Source organism: Labilithrix luteola (assembly GCF_001263205.1).
Taxonomy (GTDB): domain Bacteria; phylum Myxococcota_A; class Polyangia; order Polyangiales; family Polyangiaceae; genus Labilithrix; species Labilithrix luteola.
This window is the reverse complement of record NZ_CP012333.1, coordinates 8,660,528-8,678,195: the sequence shown is the minus strand read 5'-3', so window position 1 is coordinate 8,678,195 and position 17,668 is coordinate 8,660,528. Positions and strand designations below refer to the sequence as shown.

The window sequence follows — 17,668 nt, the reverse complement described above, 5'->3', positions numbered from 1 at the left end:
CGAGTTTGGAGAGAGCCCGATCAAGGTTGGGGGTTCGGTGAAGGCGCCGGTGCGGTTGCTCCGCCCCCCTGTTCGCGAGGGCGAATGAGATCGAAGTAGCGACGCACGTAGAAGCGGTAGCCGCCGGGGATTTCGTCCTTGTTGAGCGCCTCTTCCGCGACGGTATGGTACTCGCGATAGACGGTCTCGTAACGCCGGTTGGCGAAGCCGCGCTCGGCCGCACCATAGATGACCTCGCTGCGACTGCCGCCCTGTCCGGTGTCGTTGCCCGCGACCTGCGTGTCCTGCGTGCCGACGTTCGGGTTCGTGGCGCCACCTTGCACGTTCGAGTCGTGGCCGGAGCCGTAGCCGGGGCCCTTGTTCTGCCCCTGACCTTGCCCACCGTTCTGACCGCCACCTTGGCCCTGACCCTGGCCCTTGGTGATCATCAGCATCTTCTCGCCGTTCGGGCCAAGCACCCAGATCTCGCCGTTCTTGCCGCCGCCCTGGCCCTGGCCTTGGCCCTGGCCCTGGCCCTGACCCTGACCTTGGCCATTGCCGGCTTGCTGACCGCCCTGGCCCTCTTGCCCCTCTTGCCCGTCTTGGCCTTGTCCTTCTTGACCTTGGCCCTGCTGACCGCCTTGGCCCTGGCCCTGCTGGCCGCTCTTGCCGCCCTGGCCGTGCGCGCGCTGCTGGAACACGCGGAGACGCGACATCTGCCCCTGCCCGCCCTGCGATTGCTGGCGCATCATCTCGCGCAGCTCCTGGAGCTTCTGGCGTAGCTGCTCCTTCTCGTCCTGGGACATCTCCTCCTTGCCCATGCGGTTGATGTCCTGGGCGGCGCTCTCGAGGTCTTGCGCCGAGAGGCCGAGGTCCTTCATCAGGTCTTCGGCGGCCTTCTGGAGCTCGCGGTCGAGGCGATCGAGCTCGCGCTGCGTCTTCTGCTGTTGCTCCATCTCGCGATCGAGTCGTTCGAGCTCGCGTTCGCGCTTCTGCAGGAGGCTCTTCTCCTGCTCGCTGGCGCCCGCATCGCCCATTTTCTGCTTCTGCTTGAGGAGCTGCTCCTTGAGCTCCTCGCGGCGCGCGGCGAGCGACTCGGCTTGCTTCTTCTGATCTTCGCCGGCCTTTTTGAGGGCCTCGCGCATCTTTTCGAGCTGCGATTTGTCGAAGCTCGCGCCCTGCTCGCGGAGCTTCTTGGCGAGATCCTTGAGGGCTTTGTCGGCCTCGGCGAGGTTCTTGTTCTCGAGCGCCTCGCCGGCGGGCTTGGTCAGCTCGCTCTTCTTGAGCTCCTCGCCCATCTTCTTGAGCGCTTCTTCGAGCGCCTTCGCGTCCGCCTCGCGGCCCTGCAGGAGCTTGTCTTCGAGCTGCTGCATGCGACGAAACGCTTCGGTGCGGTCGAGGCGCTTGTTGGCGAGATCTTCGATGAGCTGGTTGAACTCCTGGACCGCAGCCTTCGCTTCGTCGGTCTGCATGCGCTGATCGACCTCGCGCAAGAACTCGCGCATGCCGTCGAGGTCGTCTTGCGTGACGTCGACGGCGTCGATCGTGTTCGCCTTGGCGACGACGGGCTGCGCGCGGGTGCACCCTTTGACGAGGAGGAGCACGGTGATGACGGCGCCCATGACCGCGATGAAAGGCCACTCGCGCGGCGCCTTCATCGGCACGGCCTTCTTCGGATCGACGCGGCCCACGTGGGCGAGGGCGTCGTCGATGGCGGCCGTCATGAAGGGCGTGCGGTCGGTCGGAGCGAGCTCACCGAACGAGAGAGCGCTCGAGAGACGATCCGAGAGGACGTGGAAGGCATCGAGGGCCACGGCGCCCGCGCGGCGCGGCAAGCGACGCACGAAACCGATGGCGAACACGAGCGTGACGACGACCCCCGCAAGGATGGCGGCAATGCGCGCGGGCCGCGCCGTCGTCACGCCGAACTTGTAGAGGATCAGCGTCACCGCAACGGGTACGAGGGTCACGGCCAGGGCTTTGGCTGCCCACAGAAGCGCACGCCGGATCCGAATCCGACGTTCTGCGACCTGCGCGGGCCGTTCGATGGCGTCCAGCGACACGATCGGCTCCCCCTTCGAGGGCCCCATCGGTTCGCTTCCCGCCTCGACGTTCTCGCTGGTTTCCATCCGGGCTTTTGGCTCCTCTATCTCCCTAAGTCCGTTCGGACGTTCGACGCGCCACAAAGTTCCCTTGGAAGGGACTTCGCGTTCCGTTCGGCGCGTTCGATGACCACGTGCCGAGGGCGCTACGACGAATTCGCTTACATCATCGTAGCACTACGCTCGGTGATGGCGTTTTCATTCCCTTGGCCAGGGTACGACCATTTAGGATGCGACCGCGTGCCGACTGCCCCTGCCCCACCCGCGCCACTCATGACGCCCGTCGCGCTCGAACTTCCTGCCGTGGAGCTCTCCGTCGTGCGGGAAGAGCTCGCCAACGCGGACGGCTTCCTTCGTGTGCGGAGGGTCGAGCTCGTGGCAAAGCACGAGGGCGAGACGTCCTCGCGCTTCACGTACGAGGTGCTCGATCGCACGGCGCTCGACGCTTCGATCATCGTGGCACACCACGAGGTCGACGGCGTGGAGCACGTCTGGCTCCTCAGCAGTATTCGCCCGCCGCTGGCGCTTCGGCCGATCGAGCCACGCGTCTCGGCGGTGCTTTGGGAGCTTCCGGCTGGGCTCGTCGAGCCCGGTGAGCCCCCGCGCGAAGGAGCGCGGCGGGAGCTCGAAGAAGAGCTCGGCTTCGCCGTTCGAACGGAAGAACTCGAGCCGCTCGGCGGTTACACCATTCCCGCGCCCGGTTTCGTGGGCGAGCTGCATCATATCTTCCACGTGCGCGTCGATCCTCGAACACGGCGAGAGCCCACAGGTGACGGCTCGGTGCTCGAAAGCTATGCGCGCATCGTGAGCATGCCCCTCGCACGCGCACTCGAAGCGTGTCGTCTCGGCGAGATTCGTGATGCGAAGACGGAGCTCGCTCTTCGTCGTCTCGCCGATCTCCTCCACCACGGCTGATTCGCATGGCCAGAACATCGCAGAAGCCGAAGGTTGCGATCGTCGTCAAGCGCACGACCTATCGCAAGTTCGTCGTCGAAGAGCACGATCCCGTCATCGCTCGCCTGATGCGGAGGCGCGACCCGACGGTCATGCGCCTCAAGCAATCCCACGACGCCCACGAAGCCACCATGCGCGAAGTCGACGAAGCGCTCGACGAGCTTGGCGCCGACGTGGTCTTTCGAGGCGGCGCACGCGGGCGCATCCCTCAGCGAGTCGATCTCGTGGTGACGGTGGGCGGCGACGGAACGCTGCTCGCGGCGTCGCACCAGATTGGCGACGGCATTCCCCTGCTGGGGATCAACAGCGCTCCCGAAAGCTCGGTCGGATTCTTCTGCGGTGCGAAGAAGGGCAACGTGCGCGCGATGCTCGAACGTGCGCTCGCCGGCACGCTCGTCAAGACGGAGCTCGCGCGAATGCGCGTCGATCTCAACGGCAAAACGCTGCACGCGCGCGTTCTCAACGAAGCGCTCTTCTGCCATGCGTCCCCCGCGGCGACGTCGCGCTACATCCTGCGGATCACGCGCGCGAACGGAAAGGTCCTCGAGGAGGACCAGCGCTCGAGCGGCATGTGGATCGGTCCGGCTGCCGGGTCCACGGCCGCGCAACGCAGCGCGGGAGGCTCGGTGCTGCCGCTCACCTCGAAGCGGATCCAATACGTCGTGCGCGAGCCCTACACGCCCGCGGGCGGACGACTGCGCGCGCCGATGGGCCTGCTCGATCCCGACGGCTCACTCGTCCTCCGCAGCAAGATGCGCGAAGCGAAGGTATTCCTCGACGGTCATCGGATCGTCCACGCGATCACGATCGGCGACGTGCTCGAGATGCGCCGCAGCCCCGACCGGCTCACGGTGTTGGGAATCGCGACGAAGCAGCGCGTCTGAACACGGACGGGAAATCGCCGTGAGGCGCGCCCGCTCGCCTGGGCCCTGCGTGAACCGCAGGTGCACACGTTGCGCATGAGCCCACGTACGATCTCCGATGCCGCTGTCGGGATAACGGTTGGCATCAACTGTGACACGACCCTGACGAAGTCATGACGGTCGAGCTTTCGAAGAGCGACACGTCGCGTCAACCCAGCTGAAAGGAGTCGACGCGGCACGAACCTCGCACTATTTGCCGACGTCGCAATGGGCTTCGAAATCATCGGAACCGGTCACTACGTGCCTGGCGCTCCCGTCACCAACGAAGCGCTCACGCGCGTGATGGACACGTCCGACGACTGGATCTACCAGCGTTCCGGTATCCGCCAGCGACACTTCGCGGGCGAAGGACAAGCGGCGAGCGATCTCGCACTCGAGGCTAGCAAGCGCGCTCTCGAAGCGGCGCGGCTCAGCCCCAAGGACCTCGACTACATCATCTTCACGAGCATGACGCCCGATTACGTCTTTCCGGGCTCCGGCGCCGTTCTCGGCGCGAAGCTCGGCATCGATGGAGTCCCCGCGCTCGACGTTCGCCAGCAGTGCGCGGCGATGATCTTCGGCCTCCAGCTCGTCGACGGTCTCTTCAAGAGCGGCGCCGCGAAGACGATCCTCTTCGTCGGCGCAGAGGCTCACGCGGGCTTCATGCCTTGGGACGACTGGGACGTCGTCGAAGGCAAGAGCGATCGCGAAGTCTCGCCCGAGGCCCGCAAGCGCGCGAACGATCACCGTGCGCTCGCCGTCCTCTTCGGTGACGGCGCGGGCGCTCTCGTCTTCCGTCAGACCGATCGCGACGCCGGTCTCGTGGCCGCCAAGGTCCACACCGACGGTCGCTACGCCGAGACGCTCTACGTCCCCGGCGGCGGCTTTCGCACGCGTCCGTACTGGAAGGCGAACCACTTCGACGAGCAGGCTCACATCCCTCGCATGGACGGCCGCGAGCTCTTCAAGTTCGCTGTCACCAAGCTCCCGCAGACGGCGCGCAAGCTCTGTGAGGACACGAGCACGCCGATCGACAAGATCGACTACTTCCTCGCGCACCAGGCGAACGCCCGCATCAACAACTACGTGCGCGAGCAGCTCGGCGTGCCGGAGGACAAGATGCCGATGAACATCGATCGCTTCGGCAACACGAGCGCGGGCACCCTCCCCATCCTCATCGACGAGGAGACGCGGAAGGGAACCCTCAAAAAGGGCCAGCTGAACATGATGCTCGCCCTCGGCGCGGGTATTCACTGGGGCTGCGCGCTCGTTCGCTGGTGAGCTGACGCCGGGCTGAATCGCTCGAAACGACGCCAAAAGACGGCCGGCGCTGCTGATCAGCCTCGGCCGTGCTACATTTCGAGGGCCATGAAGCTCGCTTGTGGTCTCTTGCGCTTCTTCGTGTCTGTCGGGTCTCTCGGGGCACGCGTCGGCGTATCTGTCCGCGTGATTGGCGCCGCGATCGGAATCGCCGCCGTTGCGGGCGTGGGCAGCTTCGAACGCGAGGCTCAGGCCTCCGTCTCGATCGCCGTCACCTTCGACGCCCTCGTGAAGGACGCCGATGCCGTGGCCGTGGTCACGCCCGTCGAGCACAAGAGCGTCTGGGAGAACGGCCGCATCTACACGTACACGCGCGTGAAGGTCGATCAGGCCGTCGCAGGTGACGTCGCCTCGGGCGGCGAAGGTTGGGTCCGCACGATGGGCGGCGTGGTCGGCAAGATCGGCCAGCGCGTCGAAGGCGAGGCCGTGCTCACCGAGGGGTCGAGCTCCTTCGTCTTCCTCCGCAAGCAGCCGGACAACACCAACAACTGGATCGTCTCGGCGCGTGCGCAGGGGCAATTCCCGGTCGTCGTCGACGAGGCCTTGAGGATCCGCAAGCTCGTCCGTGCGAACACGCTCGGCGCCATCCTTCCGCCGAAGCCGACCCAAGGCGGCGCGCAAGGAGCCACCACCGGCCCCGTGGCCGACCCGACCAAGGCGTTCGTCGCCGACCCGTCGACGCTCAGGCTCGCCGGTGAAGTGTTCCACGAGCGCTCGATCGACGACGCCACGCGCGAAGTCACGACGGCGTGGAAGCGCCTGCATCCCGCCCCCGCCAAGACCACCACGCCCAGCAAGTGATCCGCATGCGCGCGGCTCTGGCGATCGTCGCGGGGGTGGCATTTCTCGGCCTCGCCGCCGACGCTCGCGCTTTTTGTCGAACGACGACGGTCGCCGTCGCTCCGGATTTCCAGCCTACGCCGACGAAGTGCTGGGATCAGGGGCACCCGCTCTTCTGGCGGAACTCGTGCGTCGGGTACAACGTCCAGCGCAACGCGAGCCGGCAGGTGTCGTTCGAAGACGCCGCGAATGGGCTCTCGGCTGCTTTCGCGAAATGGAGCGGCTCGAGTTGCCCAACGGACGGCACCGGTCGCTCACGGGTCAGCATCGACATCCGCGACCTCGGCCCCGTCGATTGCGGCGACGTGAACTACAACCTCAACGGGCCCAACCAGAACGTCATCGTCTTCCGCGATTCGAACTGGCCGCACGAGGGCACGAGCAACACGCTCGCCCTCACCACGGTCACGTTCAGCCCGGACACGGGCGAAATTTACGACGCGGACATGGAGATCAACACGTTCGATCAGCGCGTCACGCTGACCGATCCGGTACCGCCCGACGGCTACGATTTCGCGAGCATCGTCACGCACGAAGCCGGGCACTTCCTCGGCCTCGCCCATTCCGGGGACAACCGCGCGACGATGTACTCGAGCTACAGCCCCGGGGCCACCGCCATGCGGAACCTCACGTCGGACGACGTGGCGGGCATCTGCACCGTTTACCGCCCCGACGGAAAGCGCGAAGTCCTCGACGAAAAGGTCACCGCCGGAACGCAGTGCGATCCGAGCCCGCGTCGCGGTCTCACCAACGAGTGCGCCGAGAGCACGAAAAAGTCGTGCACGGGCTCATCCACCGTTGCGGCGTCCTCCCCTGCGGGACGCGCCATGCCCGGATGGCTCGGCTTGAGCGCCGCGCTGCTTGGCATGCTCATGTGGCGGAAGCGTAGGACACGAGAATAGGGCCCGTGCGCCGCGTGTGGTAGGACGAACGGCCTCGAAATGCCTGACGCGGTGCCCACATCGAAGACTGACCCCAGCACGCACCCCGTCTCGCTCGTCACGACCGAGCCTGAGCTCGTAGCGGCCGCAAAACGCCTCGGGCAGGCGCCAACCGTTGCGTTCGATCTCGAGTCGAACGGGCTCTTCGCCTACCGCGCTACGGCGTGCCTCGTGCAACTGTCGTCCGCCGACGAGATCGTCATCGTCGACGCCATGGCCACGCCCCTCGCGCCGCTCGCCGATCTGCTCGGTTCCGATCGCACCGTGAAGATCGTCCACGACGTCGCGTTCGACGCGCGCATCCTCGCCGAGAACGGCGTCCACCTCGCCAACGTGCGCGACACGTCCGTCGCCGCGCGCATGCTCGGTCGCACCGCCACGGGGCTCGCCAGCCTGCTCTCGAGCGAGCTCGGGATCTCGATCGACAAGGCCCTCCAGCAGCACGACTGGGGCAAGCGGCCTCTCGATGCCCACGCTCTCGCGTACCTGTCGGGCGACGTGCAGCACCTGCAGAGCCTGGCCGACAAGCTCTGGGCCGAGGTGAACGAGCGCAACATCGGGGACGCCATCGACGAGGAGACGCGGTATCGCCTCAGCCAGGCCATCGACGCCGCGAAGACCGAAGACATTCGGCCTCCGTACATCCGCTTGAAGGGCATCGATCGGGCCGCGCAGGGCGATCTCCCGATCCTCAAGCGTCTCGCCGATCTGCGCGAAGCGCGCGCGAAAGAGCTCGACGTTCCGCCGTACAAGGTTCTCGGTCCGGACATTCTCTTCGCCATCGCGCAGCGGAGGCCCAAGACCATGGACGACCTCGCGCGCATCCGCGGAGCCACGGCGGGGCATCGTGCGCGTTCGATCGCGCGAGACGTCCTCCGTGCCGTTGCCTCCGGCATCGCCGACGCAGGCATCCCCGAGGAAGACCGCGCGATGCTCCAGAGGCCTCGCCTGCCCTCGGCGATCGCCAAAGCGCGTCGCGCCCGCGAGCAGCGCCTCACGCGATGGCGCAAGATCGAAGCGAAGCAGCGAGGCATCGACGAACAGGTCGTGTTGCCTGGGCACTGCCTGCAAGACATCGCCGATCTCGACGAGCCGTCGGTTGACGACCTCTACACGATTGCCGGCATCGGACGCTTCCGCGTCGAACGCGACGGCGCCGCCATTCTCGCCGCGCTGAACGCCCCCGACGAGGCCAGCCCTTGAGCAACGAGCTCCTCGTCGTCGCGGGGGAAGCCTCGGGCGATCGTGCCGCCGCCGCGGTTCTCTCCCACCTCCCGGGGGTCCGCGCGTTCGGCATGGGCGGCGGCGCGATGGCGAGCGAAGGCGCCGAGCTCCTCTGCGATCTGCGCGAGACCACCGCCCTCGGCGTCGTCGAGGTCGCCGCACGTGCCCTCAACGTGGGCTATGCGTACGCCCGCATCCGAGCGGCTTGCGCCTGGCGAAAGCCGGCCGCGGCGCTGCTCGTCAACTACACCGAGTTCAACACGCACCTCGCGGAAGCGCTCTGGTCGCAAGGCACCAAAGTGCTCTGGTACGGCGCTCCCCAGGTTTGGGCGTGGCGGCGCGGACGTGGCGCTCCCCTCCGCCGTTACCTCGATCGCATGGCGGTCATGCTTCCCTTCGAGGAGCCGATCTGGCGCGAAATCGGGGTCGATGCGCACTACGTCGGGCATCCCGCGCTCGAGGAGAGCCGCGAAAAGCTCGCGACGCCGATCGCACGCGTGAACGGCTCGCCGAGCGCGAGGCCGCCGAGCGAGCCGCGCGTGGCGGCGCGGGAGCTTCTGGGGATGACGCCATTCGCGTGGGCCGTCGCCATCCTTCCGGGGAGCCGCCCGCACGAAGTGCGGCGCCTGCTCGAGCCGATGCTCGAGGGCTATGAAGTCGTGCGGCGCGATCGCGCCAGCGTCGACGCGCGCGTGCTCCTCGCGCCGAGCCTCGACGACAAGACCCGCGAGTGGGCCGTGGCCGTGGCCACGAGCCACGAGGCCGAGGTGGTGCACGTCGACGCGCGCGCCGGCATGGCCTACGCGCTGCCCGCGTTCGACGCTGCGCTCTGCGCATCCGGAACGGCATCGCTCGAGTGTGCGCTCGCAGGCGCCGTTCCGATTGTCTGCTACCGCGTTGGGCTGGTCACGGAGCTCGGCGCTCGCGCGCTCATGACCACGAACCACGTGGCACTGCCGAACATTCTCCTCGGTCGTCGTGCATTTCCCGAGCTCCTGCAGCGAAATGCCAGCAAGACGCGCATCGCCGAGACGCTGGCCCTCGTGCTCGACGAGCGCGATCGCTTCGTCGAATCCTGCGCTGAGGTGACGCGGGCGCTCGGCGGAAAGAATCAGGCATCGCGTCAGGTCGCGCAGATGCTCGAGCCATGGCTCGCCACCGGTCTCGCGCCTTCGCATCAGGTGCAAGAGATCGAGGTCCCTCCTCGAGGCAAGGTGAGCGCCCCCGCATGATGCCGCTCGTCGTCGTCTCCGTCCTGCTCTTGCTCGTCCGCTTCTTCGCGGCGATGCGCCTGGGGTTCGGCGACAGCGAGGCGCTCTACGCGACCTGGGCGATCCATCCCCAGCCGGCCTATCTCGATCACCCCGGGCTCGTTGGGATCGTCGCACGCGCCATCGGCGAAGGAACGATCCCCTCGCCGTTCCGTGTGCACATCGTCACGTCCGTCGTCGCGACGCTCGTGCCGTGGATCATGTACGGGGCAGCGCGCGCATTCGGGGCGGAGAAGCGCCCGGCGATGGTGTCGGCGCTTCTCGTGGCGCTCGTGCCCGAGATGGCCATCGGCCTCTTCGCCCTCACGCCCGATCTCCTCCTGGCTCCGCTCTGGCTCGGCGCCCTGGCTCTCGCCGCCATCGGTCTGCGCGCGCCCGCGAACGAATCGCGCTCCGCCATTGCACTTCTTTTTGCGGGCCTGCTCGCCGGCGTGGGCTGCGCGGCCAAGGTCTCTGGAGCACTGCTCGTGGTCGCGCTCGCCGCGACGTACGTGTCGGTGGCGAGATCCAAATTCGAAGAGCGCGCCGCCGCCCGCTCGGTGTGGCCTTGGGCGGGTCTTGCCACGGGCGTCATCATCCTCGCGCCGATCGTCCAGTACGAGATCAAGCGTGGCTTTCCGATGCTCCACCATCGGTTGGTCGAAACGCAGCACGACGCGGGCCTCACGTTGCGCAATCTCGGCGCGCTCGTCGGCGGACAGCTGGTCTATCTCTCCCCGCTCGTCGCCTGGCTCGCGTTCGTGGTCGCGCGCGATCTCTTCCGCGATCGGAACCGTGACGCTCTCTCGCGCCTCTGTTTCTACGCCTTCGCCATCCCGATCGTTCCGCTCGCCGGACTCACGGTCTGGAGCCGCGTGGCCGAGCCGCACTGGGTGGCGCCCGCGCTTCTCGCCCTTCCGATCCACGCCGCACGACGCGCCTCGTGGCATCCCTCGCGGCGCCTCTACCTCGCGAGCGCAGGCGTTGCTGCGTTCTTCACGCTGGCCGTGCACGCGTGGGTGCTCGTCCCCTCGGCCTCACGCCTGCTGCCCGAGTCGTTCGATCCGAAGCTCGACATCTCGAGCGAGCTCTATGGCTGGCCAACCGTCGCCGACGCCATCCGCGATCAGATCTCCGCGGCCGCCACGCCCTTCGATCCGGAGGGACGCGAGGTCGTCGTCGTCGGTCCGCACTGGACCGTGTGCGCACAGCTCCACGCAAGCCTCCCCGGGCTGCGCGTCGGCTGCGCCACGCCGATCCCCGACGACTTCGACACGTGGTTTCCGCGCAGCGAGTGGCGCAAGGCCGAGCACGTGCTCTTCGTCACCGACAACCGCTTCGACGGCGACGGCAGCGATCAACTCCCCGCGCAGGTGCGCATCGGCCAAAGCCGCGTACGCATCCTGCGCGGAGGACGCACGGCGCGCGTGTTCGAGCTCTATCTCTACGAAAATCGAGCCTCAACCTCGCGCGAACCCGAGCCCTCGCGGCTCGGCCGCTCGGAAGTACGGAAGGCTCTTCGCGAGGACGCCGAACAAGGCGCCGCCGAAGAGGAAGTAGATGACCGCCCAGCGGTGGTGACCATGCCCGGCGCCGCCCGCAGCGACCATCCCGCCGTAGCCGAGTGAGGCGATGAACGCGACGACTCCGACGCCCCAACCGAAGCGTCGGTGAAGCGCGAGACCGAGCGCGGTCACGGCGAAGAGCAGCACGAAGATCACCGAAGCGACGCGCGCGAGCCCAGGGCTCCAGCCACCCGGCGTCACGCGCGACGCAAGCGAGCGGATCAGCTCGAAGAGACACGCGGCGCCTGCGATGCCGGCGCCGAGGAGTCCGAATTTGCGCGCATCCATGTGAATCGTGCGGTTCATGCGAGCGATCACTTCATGGGCTGTGCCACGCGAGCACGGGCCGGGCGGCGCGCGAACGCCATGAAAAAAGGGCCCGGCGCATCCAGCGCGGGCCCTCTTCGATCAGCCGAGCCTCATCGAGGCAACCCGCCACGCGAGCGGGAGCCCCATGGTTCGGCTCACTCGGCGGCGGTATGGGTCGTGGGCGCGCCTTCGACCTGCGGAGGCATTGCGTTGAGGCCAGCCGCACGAATGAGCTCGAGGTCGTCGGCTTCCTCGGGGTTTGGCGTGGTGAGGAGCGTGTCGCCGTAGAAGATCGAGTTCGCACCGGCGTACATGCACATCATCTGCGCTTCACGCGTGAGCGAGGTGCGACCCGCCGAGAGACGAACGCGCGCCTTCGGCATGAGGATGCGCGCGACGGCGATCATACGCACGAGGTCGAGCGGGTCGACCGGCGGCATGTTCGCGAGCGGCGTGCCTTCGATGGCGACGAGCGCGTTGATGGGAACGCTCTCCGGCTGGGGCGAGAGGTTCGCGAGCGTGCGGAGCATCTCGCAGCGATCGTTCGCCGACTCGCCGATGCCGATGATGCCGCCGCTGCACACGGTGATGCCGGCCTTGCGAACGTTGTCGATCGTGCGGAGGCGATCGTCGTACGTGCGCGTCTTGATGATCGAGCGGTAGTTCTCGCGGCTCGTATCGAGGTTGTGATTGTACGCGTCGAGGCCGGCCTCCTTGAGGCGCGCGGCCTGCGTATCGGTGAGCATGCCGGCCGTCACGCAAGCCTCGAGGCCGAGCTCCTTCACGCCCTTGACCATCGTGAGGATGCGCTCGAACGCCGGACCGTCCTTCACCTCGCGCCACGCCCAGCCCATGCAGAATCGCGTCGAGCCGATCTCCTTCGCACGGCGCGCGCTGGCGAGCACCTCGTCGACGTCGAGCATCTTCTCGGCGTTGACCTTGGTCTCGTGGTGGCTCGACTGCGAGCAGTAGCCACAATCCTCGGCGCAGCCGCCGGTCTTCACGCTGAGCAGCGTGCAGAGCTGCACTTCGTTGTCGGGGTGGTGCTGGAGGTGCACGCGGCGCGCCTCATCGAGGAGCGGCAAGAGCGGCCGATCGTAGAGAGCGCGGACCTGTTCCCGGGTGAACGTTTCCTGCTGGGGCTGCATGAGGCCGCGGACTCTAGCTCTGAAGCGTGGGCGGGCCAAGGCCTGCAAATCGAGCTTATTTCAGGAGGCGCGCAAGAGTGTTCCTACCGATTTCGAGGCGGCGCGCGGCCTCGGCCTTGTTGCCTGCGCACGCTTCGACGGTGGCTTCGATATAGCGACGAATCGCCTCGTCCAGCGTCAGACCGAGCGCCACGCCACGGCCCCCCTCGTGCGTAGCCGTGAGGGCAGGACGCTGCGCATTCTCTTGCGCAGGCCCGAGACGCACGCGCGGCAAATGCGCGGGCGTGACGTTGCCGTCGGGCGCGAGGACGATCGCGCTCTCGATCCAATGCTCGAGCTCGCGCACGTTGCCCGGCCAGACGTGCGCGCGAAGGACGGCGAGCGTCGCCTCGGAGAGCGTGGGTCTCGGCCGCCCATAACGCTCCGCGTAAAGGTCCACGAAGTGGCGGGCGAGCTGATCGATCTCGTCGTGCCCACGCGCGCGGAGCGGCGGCACGTCGATCTCGACGACGCGAATCCGATAGTAGAGATCTTCGCGGAAGCGCCCTTCCGTGACGCGTCGCTCGAGATCCTGATGCGTCGCGCAAACGACGCGAACGTCGGCGTCGATCGTCTGCCGCCCGCCGACGCGCTCGAAGACGCGCTCCTGCAGGAAGCGCAGGAGCTTGCCCTGCACGTCGTGCGGAAGGTCGCCGATCTCGTCGAGGAAGAGCGTTCCCCCTCGTGCGAGCTCGACCTTGCCGGGGACGCGCCGATCGGCGCCCGTGAAGGCACCGCGCTCGTGGCCGAAGAGCTCGCTCTCGACGAGCGATGCCGGCAGCGTGGTGCAGTCGACGGTCACGAACGGCCCTGCCTGGCGCGCGGAGTTGACGTGGATCGCGCGCGAGAAGAGCCCTTTGCCCGTTCCGGTTTCGCCGCGGAGGAGAACGGTGGCATCCGTCTGCGCCGCGAGGGTCACGCGCTCGTAGACGGCACGAAGCTCGTCGCTTCGACCGACGATGCGATTGAACGGTCCGCGGAGCGTGAGCCCCGGGCCACGTTCGTCGGCCGCGCGGAGCGTGGTGAGCGAGAGGGCGCGCGCGATCTGCGCCGCGAGGGCGCGCAGGTACTTCTCGTCCTCCTCCGAGAACGACTCGCCCGCCACCTTGCGATTGAGGATCTGGAGGACTCCGCGCACCGGGCGCCGTTCGTCGGGCGACTCTTCACGGATTGGCACCGCCAGAATCGCGCGCGTGGTGAATCCCGTTTCGCGGTCCACGGACGAATCGAAACGAGCGTCGGAGGAGGCATCGGCAATGCGCACCGTCTCACCCGTGCGCGCAACCCAACCGGCGATGCCTCGCTCGAGTGGAAGGCGGAGCGCCGGAAGCTCCGGAAGCATGGCCACGCGCGTGACGAGATCGCCGCGCTCGGCGTCGACGAGCCAGATCGTCGCGCGCTCCGCGCCGAGCGCATCGGCCACGCGCTCGCACGCGGTCCGGAGGAGCGTGTCGAAGTCGACCTCGCGCGAGAGGAGCGACGAGAGGTCGACGAGAAGCGAGAGACGGTTCACCATCGAGACGGTCGCCTCGATCGTAGCGTCCGTCGTCACCGCTTGTCGCATCCGAAACGACGTATCAAGCAGCCTGCGCGCCCCTCGCGTTGGCCAAGTCGATCTGCATCCCTTCCCTCGCCGCCATCGAAGCCGGGAAGTACTCGCGCGCACGGGCCTCGATTTCCAGCACCCTGGCGTCGGAGCGCGCCGGATCGTGATGGAAAAGCACGAGGCCTCCGGCACCTGCGGAACGCGCGAGATCGGTGCCATGGAGAAACGTCGAGTGGCCCCAGCCGACCTTGTTCGCGTACTCCTCGGGTGTGTACTGCGCGTCGTAGATCAGTACGTCGGCACCTTCGGCGAGCGCACGAAGCGCCGGGTCGACGCACGCGTAGTGCTCCGTGTCGGTGGCGTACACGATGCTCCGCCCTTGGTGCTCGATCCGATAGGCGAGCACGCCGCCCGGGTGATTGCCACGTGCGACGCGAACCGTCGCTTCACCCACCGCGAACGTGGAGCCAGGAGTGACCTCGCGCGTCTCGAGCTTCGCGCCGACTTCGTCGAGGCGAACCGGAAACACCGGCGCACTCATCTGCCGATGGAGCGTCTCTCGAATGCTCGTCGTGCCGCGCGCGCCCACGATCGTGAGCTCGGCGTCTTTCATGTAGAGCGGCGCGAAGAACGGCAGGCCCTGGATGTGGTCCCAGTGGTAGTGCGAGAGCAGCAGCGTCAGCGCCAGCGGCTCTTGGCGCCCCATCAGCTCGCTACCGAGCCCGCGCAGTCCCGTGCCGGCATCGAGGACGATGCGAGTCTCTCCGCACACGACCTCCACGCAGCTCGTGTTGCCGCCCACGCCTGCCGTCGCTGCGCCCGGCGATGCAATACTGCCGCGCACACCCCAGAAGTGAACCATCATCTCTCCTGCTCCTCCGCGCATCGCTCGGCCCACGCCGAGACGCGTCGCCCACGCTCGTTTCAAGACCGGTGCCAGCGCCGATCACCGGTATTTCGTAGGCCGCTCGCGTCGCGCAGCTCATCCATCGCCCGCTCGGCGAGCAGCCGGCGGGCAGGCCGATCCATTTTGGTGCACCCCTTCGGAGTATTCTCCGAGACCTCATGAAAGCCGTCCAAGGGAGCTGCCTCTGCGGTGACGTAGCGTTCGAGATCACCGGTCCAGCGCTTCGCGCCGTGCACTGCCACTGCGTGCGCTGCCGCAAGGCTCGTGGCTCGGCCACCGCCGCGAACCTCGTGGTGGGCATCGACGGCCTCCGCTTCACGCGCGGGACCGAACTGCTCACGAGCTACAAAGTCCCGGACGCGAAGTACTTCACGCACACGTTCTGCAAGGCATGCGGTTCGAGCATGCCGCGCGTGGACGAGGCGCGCGGCATCGTCGTGATCCCCATGGGGTCCCTCGATGACGATCCCGGGGTGCGTCCCATGGGTCACATCTTCGTGGATTCGAAGGCGCCGTGGCACGAGATCCACGACGATCTCCCGCGTTTTGGCGGTCCGCCGACCTGAGATCCCCCTCGGGCGAAGACGCTGATACGCTCGTCTCGACGCTCGCCATGCCCACCTCCGTTCTCATCGCCGACGATTCCGCCGTGGTCCGCGCGGCCCTCGCGCGAAGGCTCCGCGCCGCCGGACACGTCGTCGTCGAGCAAGATTGCGCACGAACGGCAAAGACCGTCGATACGACAGCCATCGCATGTGCGCTGCTCGACTTCGACCTGGGCGACGGCGACGGAGCCGAGGTTGCCGAGCACCTCCGTCGTTCGGCGCCCTCCCTGCCCATCGCCTTTTTCACGAGCACGTCCACGCCTGAGGCCCAGGCCCGCGCGAAGGCGTTCGGTCCGGTGTTCGTGAAGCCCGACGATCTCGAAGCCGCCGTCGCCTGGGTCGCTGCGCGCGTGCAGCTCTGACTCAGTCGAGCGCTTCGCCCTGCGCCGTGCGCGCGATGGCGTAGCGCTCGAGGACGTCGATGAGCTCGCCGCCGAACGTCGCTTCCGGCAGGGTGACGCCGAACAGCGAACGCGAGTACGTCACGGCGCGCTTGTCGAGCGCGAGGCAGTACCGTGCGCTGGGATCGATGCGTTTCGGTGCAACGAGCTCGTAGCGAGCATTGCCGAGCGCACGGCGGCGGAGCGCTTCGAGCTCGCGCCCCGACAGATGCACGGTCCAGAGTGACGAGAAGCCGGCGGTGCCTGCCGGCTGACGCTGCGAGAGCATCGCCTCGTACATGCGCTGGAGCGTGATGGGTCCGCGCGGCAGGTTCGTCCAGAAGAGATCGCGACCGAGAAGGAGCGCGTCGGTCTTCAACGTGTCCTTGGCGGCGCGCGCCACGAGCGCGGTCATCGGAGAGCCGACGGTGATCTCCTTGCGCGCCTTGCCGACGGGCGTGTGCGTGGTGGGCGCGGCTCCTCTCTCGAGATCCTCCGCCAGCGCCGCCACGTCTTCGGCCATCGGGAGCGACGCGTCGACGTCCACGATGCGGTAGCGCTCGAGGCGAAGCTTGTTGGTCTGATGATCGAACGCGAAGTCCGCACGACCGAGCGTGAGGCCGAAGTGCCCGGCCTGCACGATCCACGAGCGCGTCCCGCCCGGGCGGCCGACCGACACCGGCGTGCGCAGCAGATCCTCGGTGTGCGCCCCGACGAAAAGATCGACGCCCCGCGACGACGGGAGCATGGCGATGCGCGAATCCTCGAAATAACCGAGGTGCGTGAGGGCGATGAGCACGTCGACCTCGTCACGATGCGCCTTCACCTCGCGCTCGAGAATGCGCGCGTATCGATCGTCGTGGAAGAAGACGTGGTCGTACGGATCGCTCGTCGGGCGATCGTCCGCACCGAAGTTCTGCGTGACGAGACCGATGATGCCGACCTTCACGCATCCAATGTCGATCCGCACGAACGGCCGGAACGGTTGCTCGTCGTCGGCCAGATCCGCGTGACGCACGTTCGCCGCCAGGACGGGATGCGCGCTCAGCCTCGCGTCACGCAGCACCGCCGCCTCGCCATAGGCGAAGTCGTGGTTGCCGATCGTACGCACGTCGATCGGCAAGGCTTGCACCATGCGCCGCGTCGTCTCACCCATCGAGCGGACTTCGGCAATCGCCCCTTTCTCGTAGTCGTCACCGGCGTCGAGAACGAGCGTGCTCGGAACGTCCTTCTTGAGCTGCCGCAAGTAGCCCGCGATGTAGGCGTAGCGACTGCGCCCCGCGAGCCGATCGCTGTAGCGAGCCTGCAGGTCGTTGAAGTGCGCCAGCGTGAAGCGCTCTGTGCCCTTTCGGCGTGCTTCGTCGCACGTTCCGATCGTCGTCGTCGCGTTGCGGTCCGGCCCCTCGCGAACGAAGGACTCGGCGGTCGGCGTGGCCGAAGCGACCGTGGTGGTGGCGACGGGTACGGCCGCCGGAGGCGAAGGCTCTTCCTCCGCGCGGGCGAAGACCTCGTAGGCTCCTGCGCACGTGAGAACGCCGAGGCTCACGAGGATGCCTGCGACGACTCTCGAGCTCCGCATCGACCCCACGCTTCATCGTAGAGCGCAAGCTCGGGCGTGCAACGACGAAGCGAACGTCGAATGGCGTTCGCCGTCGCT

15 protein-coding genes are annotated in these 17,668 nt (G+C 67.4%); 10 read left to right on the top strand and 5 right to left on the bottom strand.

The features are described from left to right. Positions 1–20: 20 nt before the first annotated feature. Positions 21–2,108 (bottom strand): hypothetical protein, encoded by a 2,088-nt coding sequence (locus AKJ09_RS53585; RefSeq protein ID WP_169928182.1) that lies wholly within the window; start codon positions 2,106–2,108, stop codon positions 21–23. Positions 2,109–2,321: 213 nt separating this feature from the next. On the opposite strand from AKJ09_RS53585, the gene AKJ09_RS37705 reads away from it, so the two are divergent. The 8 genes from AKJ09_RS37705 to AKJ09_RS37670 all read left to right on the top strand — a co-directional run bounded on the left by AKJ09_RS37705 (position 2,322) and on the right by AKJ09_RS37670 (position 11,140). Next, positions 2,322–2,996, top strand: coding sequence for an NUDIX hydrolase (locus AKJ09_RS37705; RefSeq protein WP_240488726.1), 675 nt, complete (start codon positions 2,322–2,324; stop codon positions 2,994–2,996). Positions 2,997–3,001: 5 nt separating this feature from the next. Further along, a complete protein-coding gene (locus tag AKJ09_RS37700) occupies positions 3,002–3,919 on the top strand; it encodes an NAD(+)/NADH kinase (RefSeq protein ID WP_146652686.1) in 918 nt (305 codons plus the stop codon). Between the two features lie 246 nt (positions 3,920–4,165). Further along, positions 4,166–5,218 (top strand): 3-oxoacyl-ACP synthase III family protein, encoded by a 1,053-nt coding sequence (locus tag AKJ09_RS37695; protein WP_146652685.1) that lies wholly within the window; start codon positions 4,166–4,168, stop codon positions 5,216–5,218. Between the two features lie 87 nt (positions 5,219–5,305). Beyond that, positions 5,306–6,058 (top strand): hypothetical protein, encoded by a 753-nt coding sequence (locus tag AKJ09_RS37690; protein WP_146652684.1) that lies wholly within the window; start codon positions 5,306–5,308, stop codon positions 6,056–6,058. Positions 6,059–6,063: 5 nt separating this feature from the next. Further along, positions 6,064–6,999, top strand: coding sequence for a matrixin family metalloprotease (locus AKJ09_RS37685; protein ID WP_146652683.1), 936 nt, complete (start codon positions 6,064–6,066; stop codon positions 6,997–6,999). Between the two features lie 51 nt (positions 7,000–7,050). Next, on the top strand, positions 7,051–8,241 hold the full coding sequence (locus AKJ09_RS37680; protein WP_169928181.1) for a ribonuclease D: 1,191 nt from the start codon (positions 7,051–7,053) through the stop codon (positions 8,239–8,241). Next, a complete protein-coding gene (locus AKJ09_RS37675) occupies positions 8,238–9,494 on the top strand; it encodes a lipid-A-disaccharide synthase (protein ID WP_146652681.1) in 1,257 nt (418 codons plus the stop codon). Before AKJ09_RS37680 ends, AKJ09_RS37675 begins: the two co-directional genes overlap by 4 nt. Then, the gene (locus AKJ09_RS37670; RefSeq protein WP_169928180.1) at positions 9,491–11,140 is read left to right on the top strand and encodes a glycosyltransferase family 39 protein; all 1,650 of its coding nucleotides are present in this window, start codon (positions 9,491–9,493) and stop codon (positions 11,138–11,140) included. The genes AKJ09_RS37675 and AKJ09_RS37670 overlap by 4 nt, the downstream gene beginning before the upstream one ends. 401 nt (positions 11,141–11,541) lie before the next feature. Here AKJ09_RS37670 and bioB read toward each other — a convergent pair whose 3' ends face one another. Genes bioB through AKJ09_RS37655 form a run of 3 tightly spaced genes read right to left on the bottom strand, consistent with a single transcriptional unit; the run spans position 11,542 to position 14,984 of the window. Continuing rightward, positions 11,542–12,534 carry a biotin synthase BioB gene (bioB, locus tag AKJ09_RS37665; protein WP_146652679.1) on the bottom strand — a complete coding sequence of 331 codons (993 nt, stop codon included), beginning with the start codon at positions 12,532–12,534 and terminating at the stop codon, positions 11,542–11,544. A gap of 55 nt (positions 12,535–12,589) precedes the next feature. Continuing rightward, positions 12,590–14,125 carry a sigma-54-dependent Fis family transcriptional regulator gene (locus AKJ09_RS37660; RefSeq protein ID WP_240488725.1) on the bottom strand — a complete coding sequence of 512 codons (1,536 nt, stop codon included), beginning with the start codon at positions 14,123–14,125 and terminating at the stop codon, positions 12,590–12,592. Positions 14,126–14,150: 25 nt separating this feature from the next. Further along, entirely contained in the window at positions 14,151–14,984 is an 834-nt protein-coding gene (locus AKJ09_RS37655; RefSeq protein WP_146652678.1) for an MBL fold metallo-hydrolase, read from the bottom strand. 200 nt (positions 14,985–15,184) lie between these two features. Here AKJ09_RS37655 and AKJ09_RS37650 point away from each other — a divergent pair, with 200 nt between their 5' ends. Both AKJ09_RS37650 and AKJ09_RS37645 read left to right on the top strand, forming a co-directional pair. Next, positions 15,185–15,592 (top strand): GFA family protein, encoded by a 408-nt coding sequence (locus tag AKJ09_RS37650; RefSeq protein ID WP_146652677.1) that lies wholly within the window; start codon positions 15,185–15,187, stop codon positions 15,590–15,592. Positions 15,593–15,639: 47 nt separating this feature from the next. Continuing rightward, positions 15,640–15,993 carry a response regulator gene (locus tag AKJ09_RS37645; RefSeq protein WP_146652676.1) on the top strand — a complete coding sequence of 118 codons (354 nt, stop codon included), beginning with the start codon at positions 15,640–15,642 and terminating at the stop codon, positions 15,991–15,993. 1 nt (position 15,994) lies between these two features. Here AKJ09_RS37645 and AKJ09_RS37640 read toward each other — a convergent pair whose 3' ends face one another. Further along, positions 15,995–17,590, bottom strand: coding sequence for a bifunctional metallophosphatase/5'-nucleotidase (locus tag AKJ09_RS37640; RefSeq protein WP_146652675.1), 1,596 nt, complete (start codon positions 17,588–17,590; stop codon positions 15,995–15,997). Positions 17,591–17,668 lie beyond the last annotated feature (78 nt).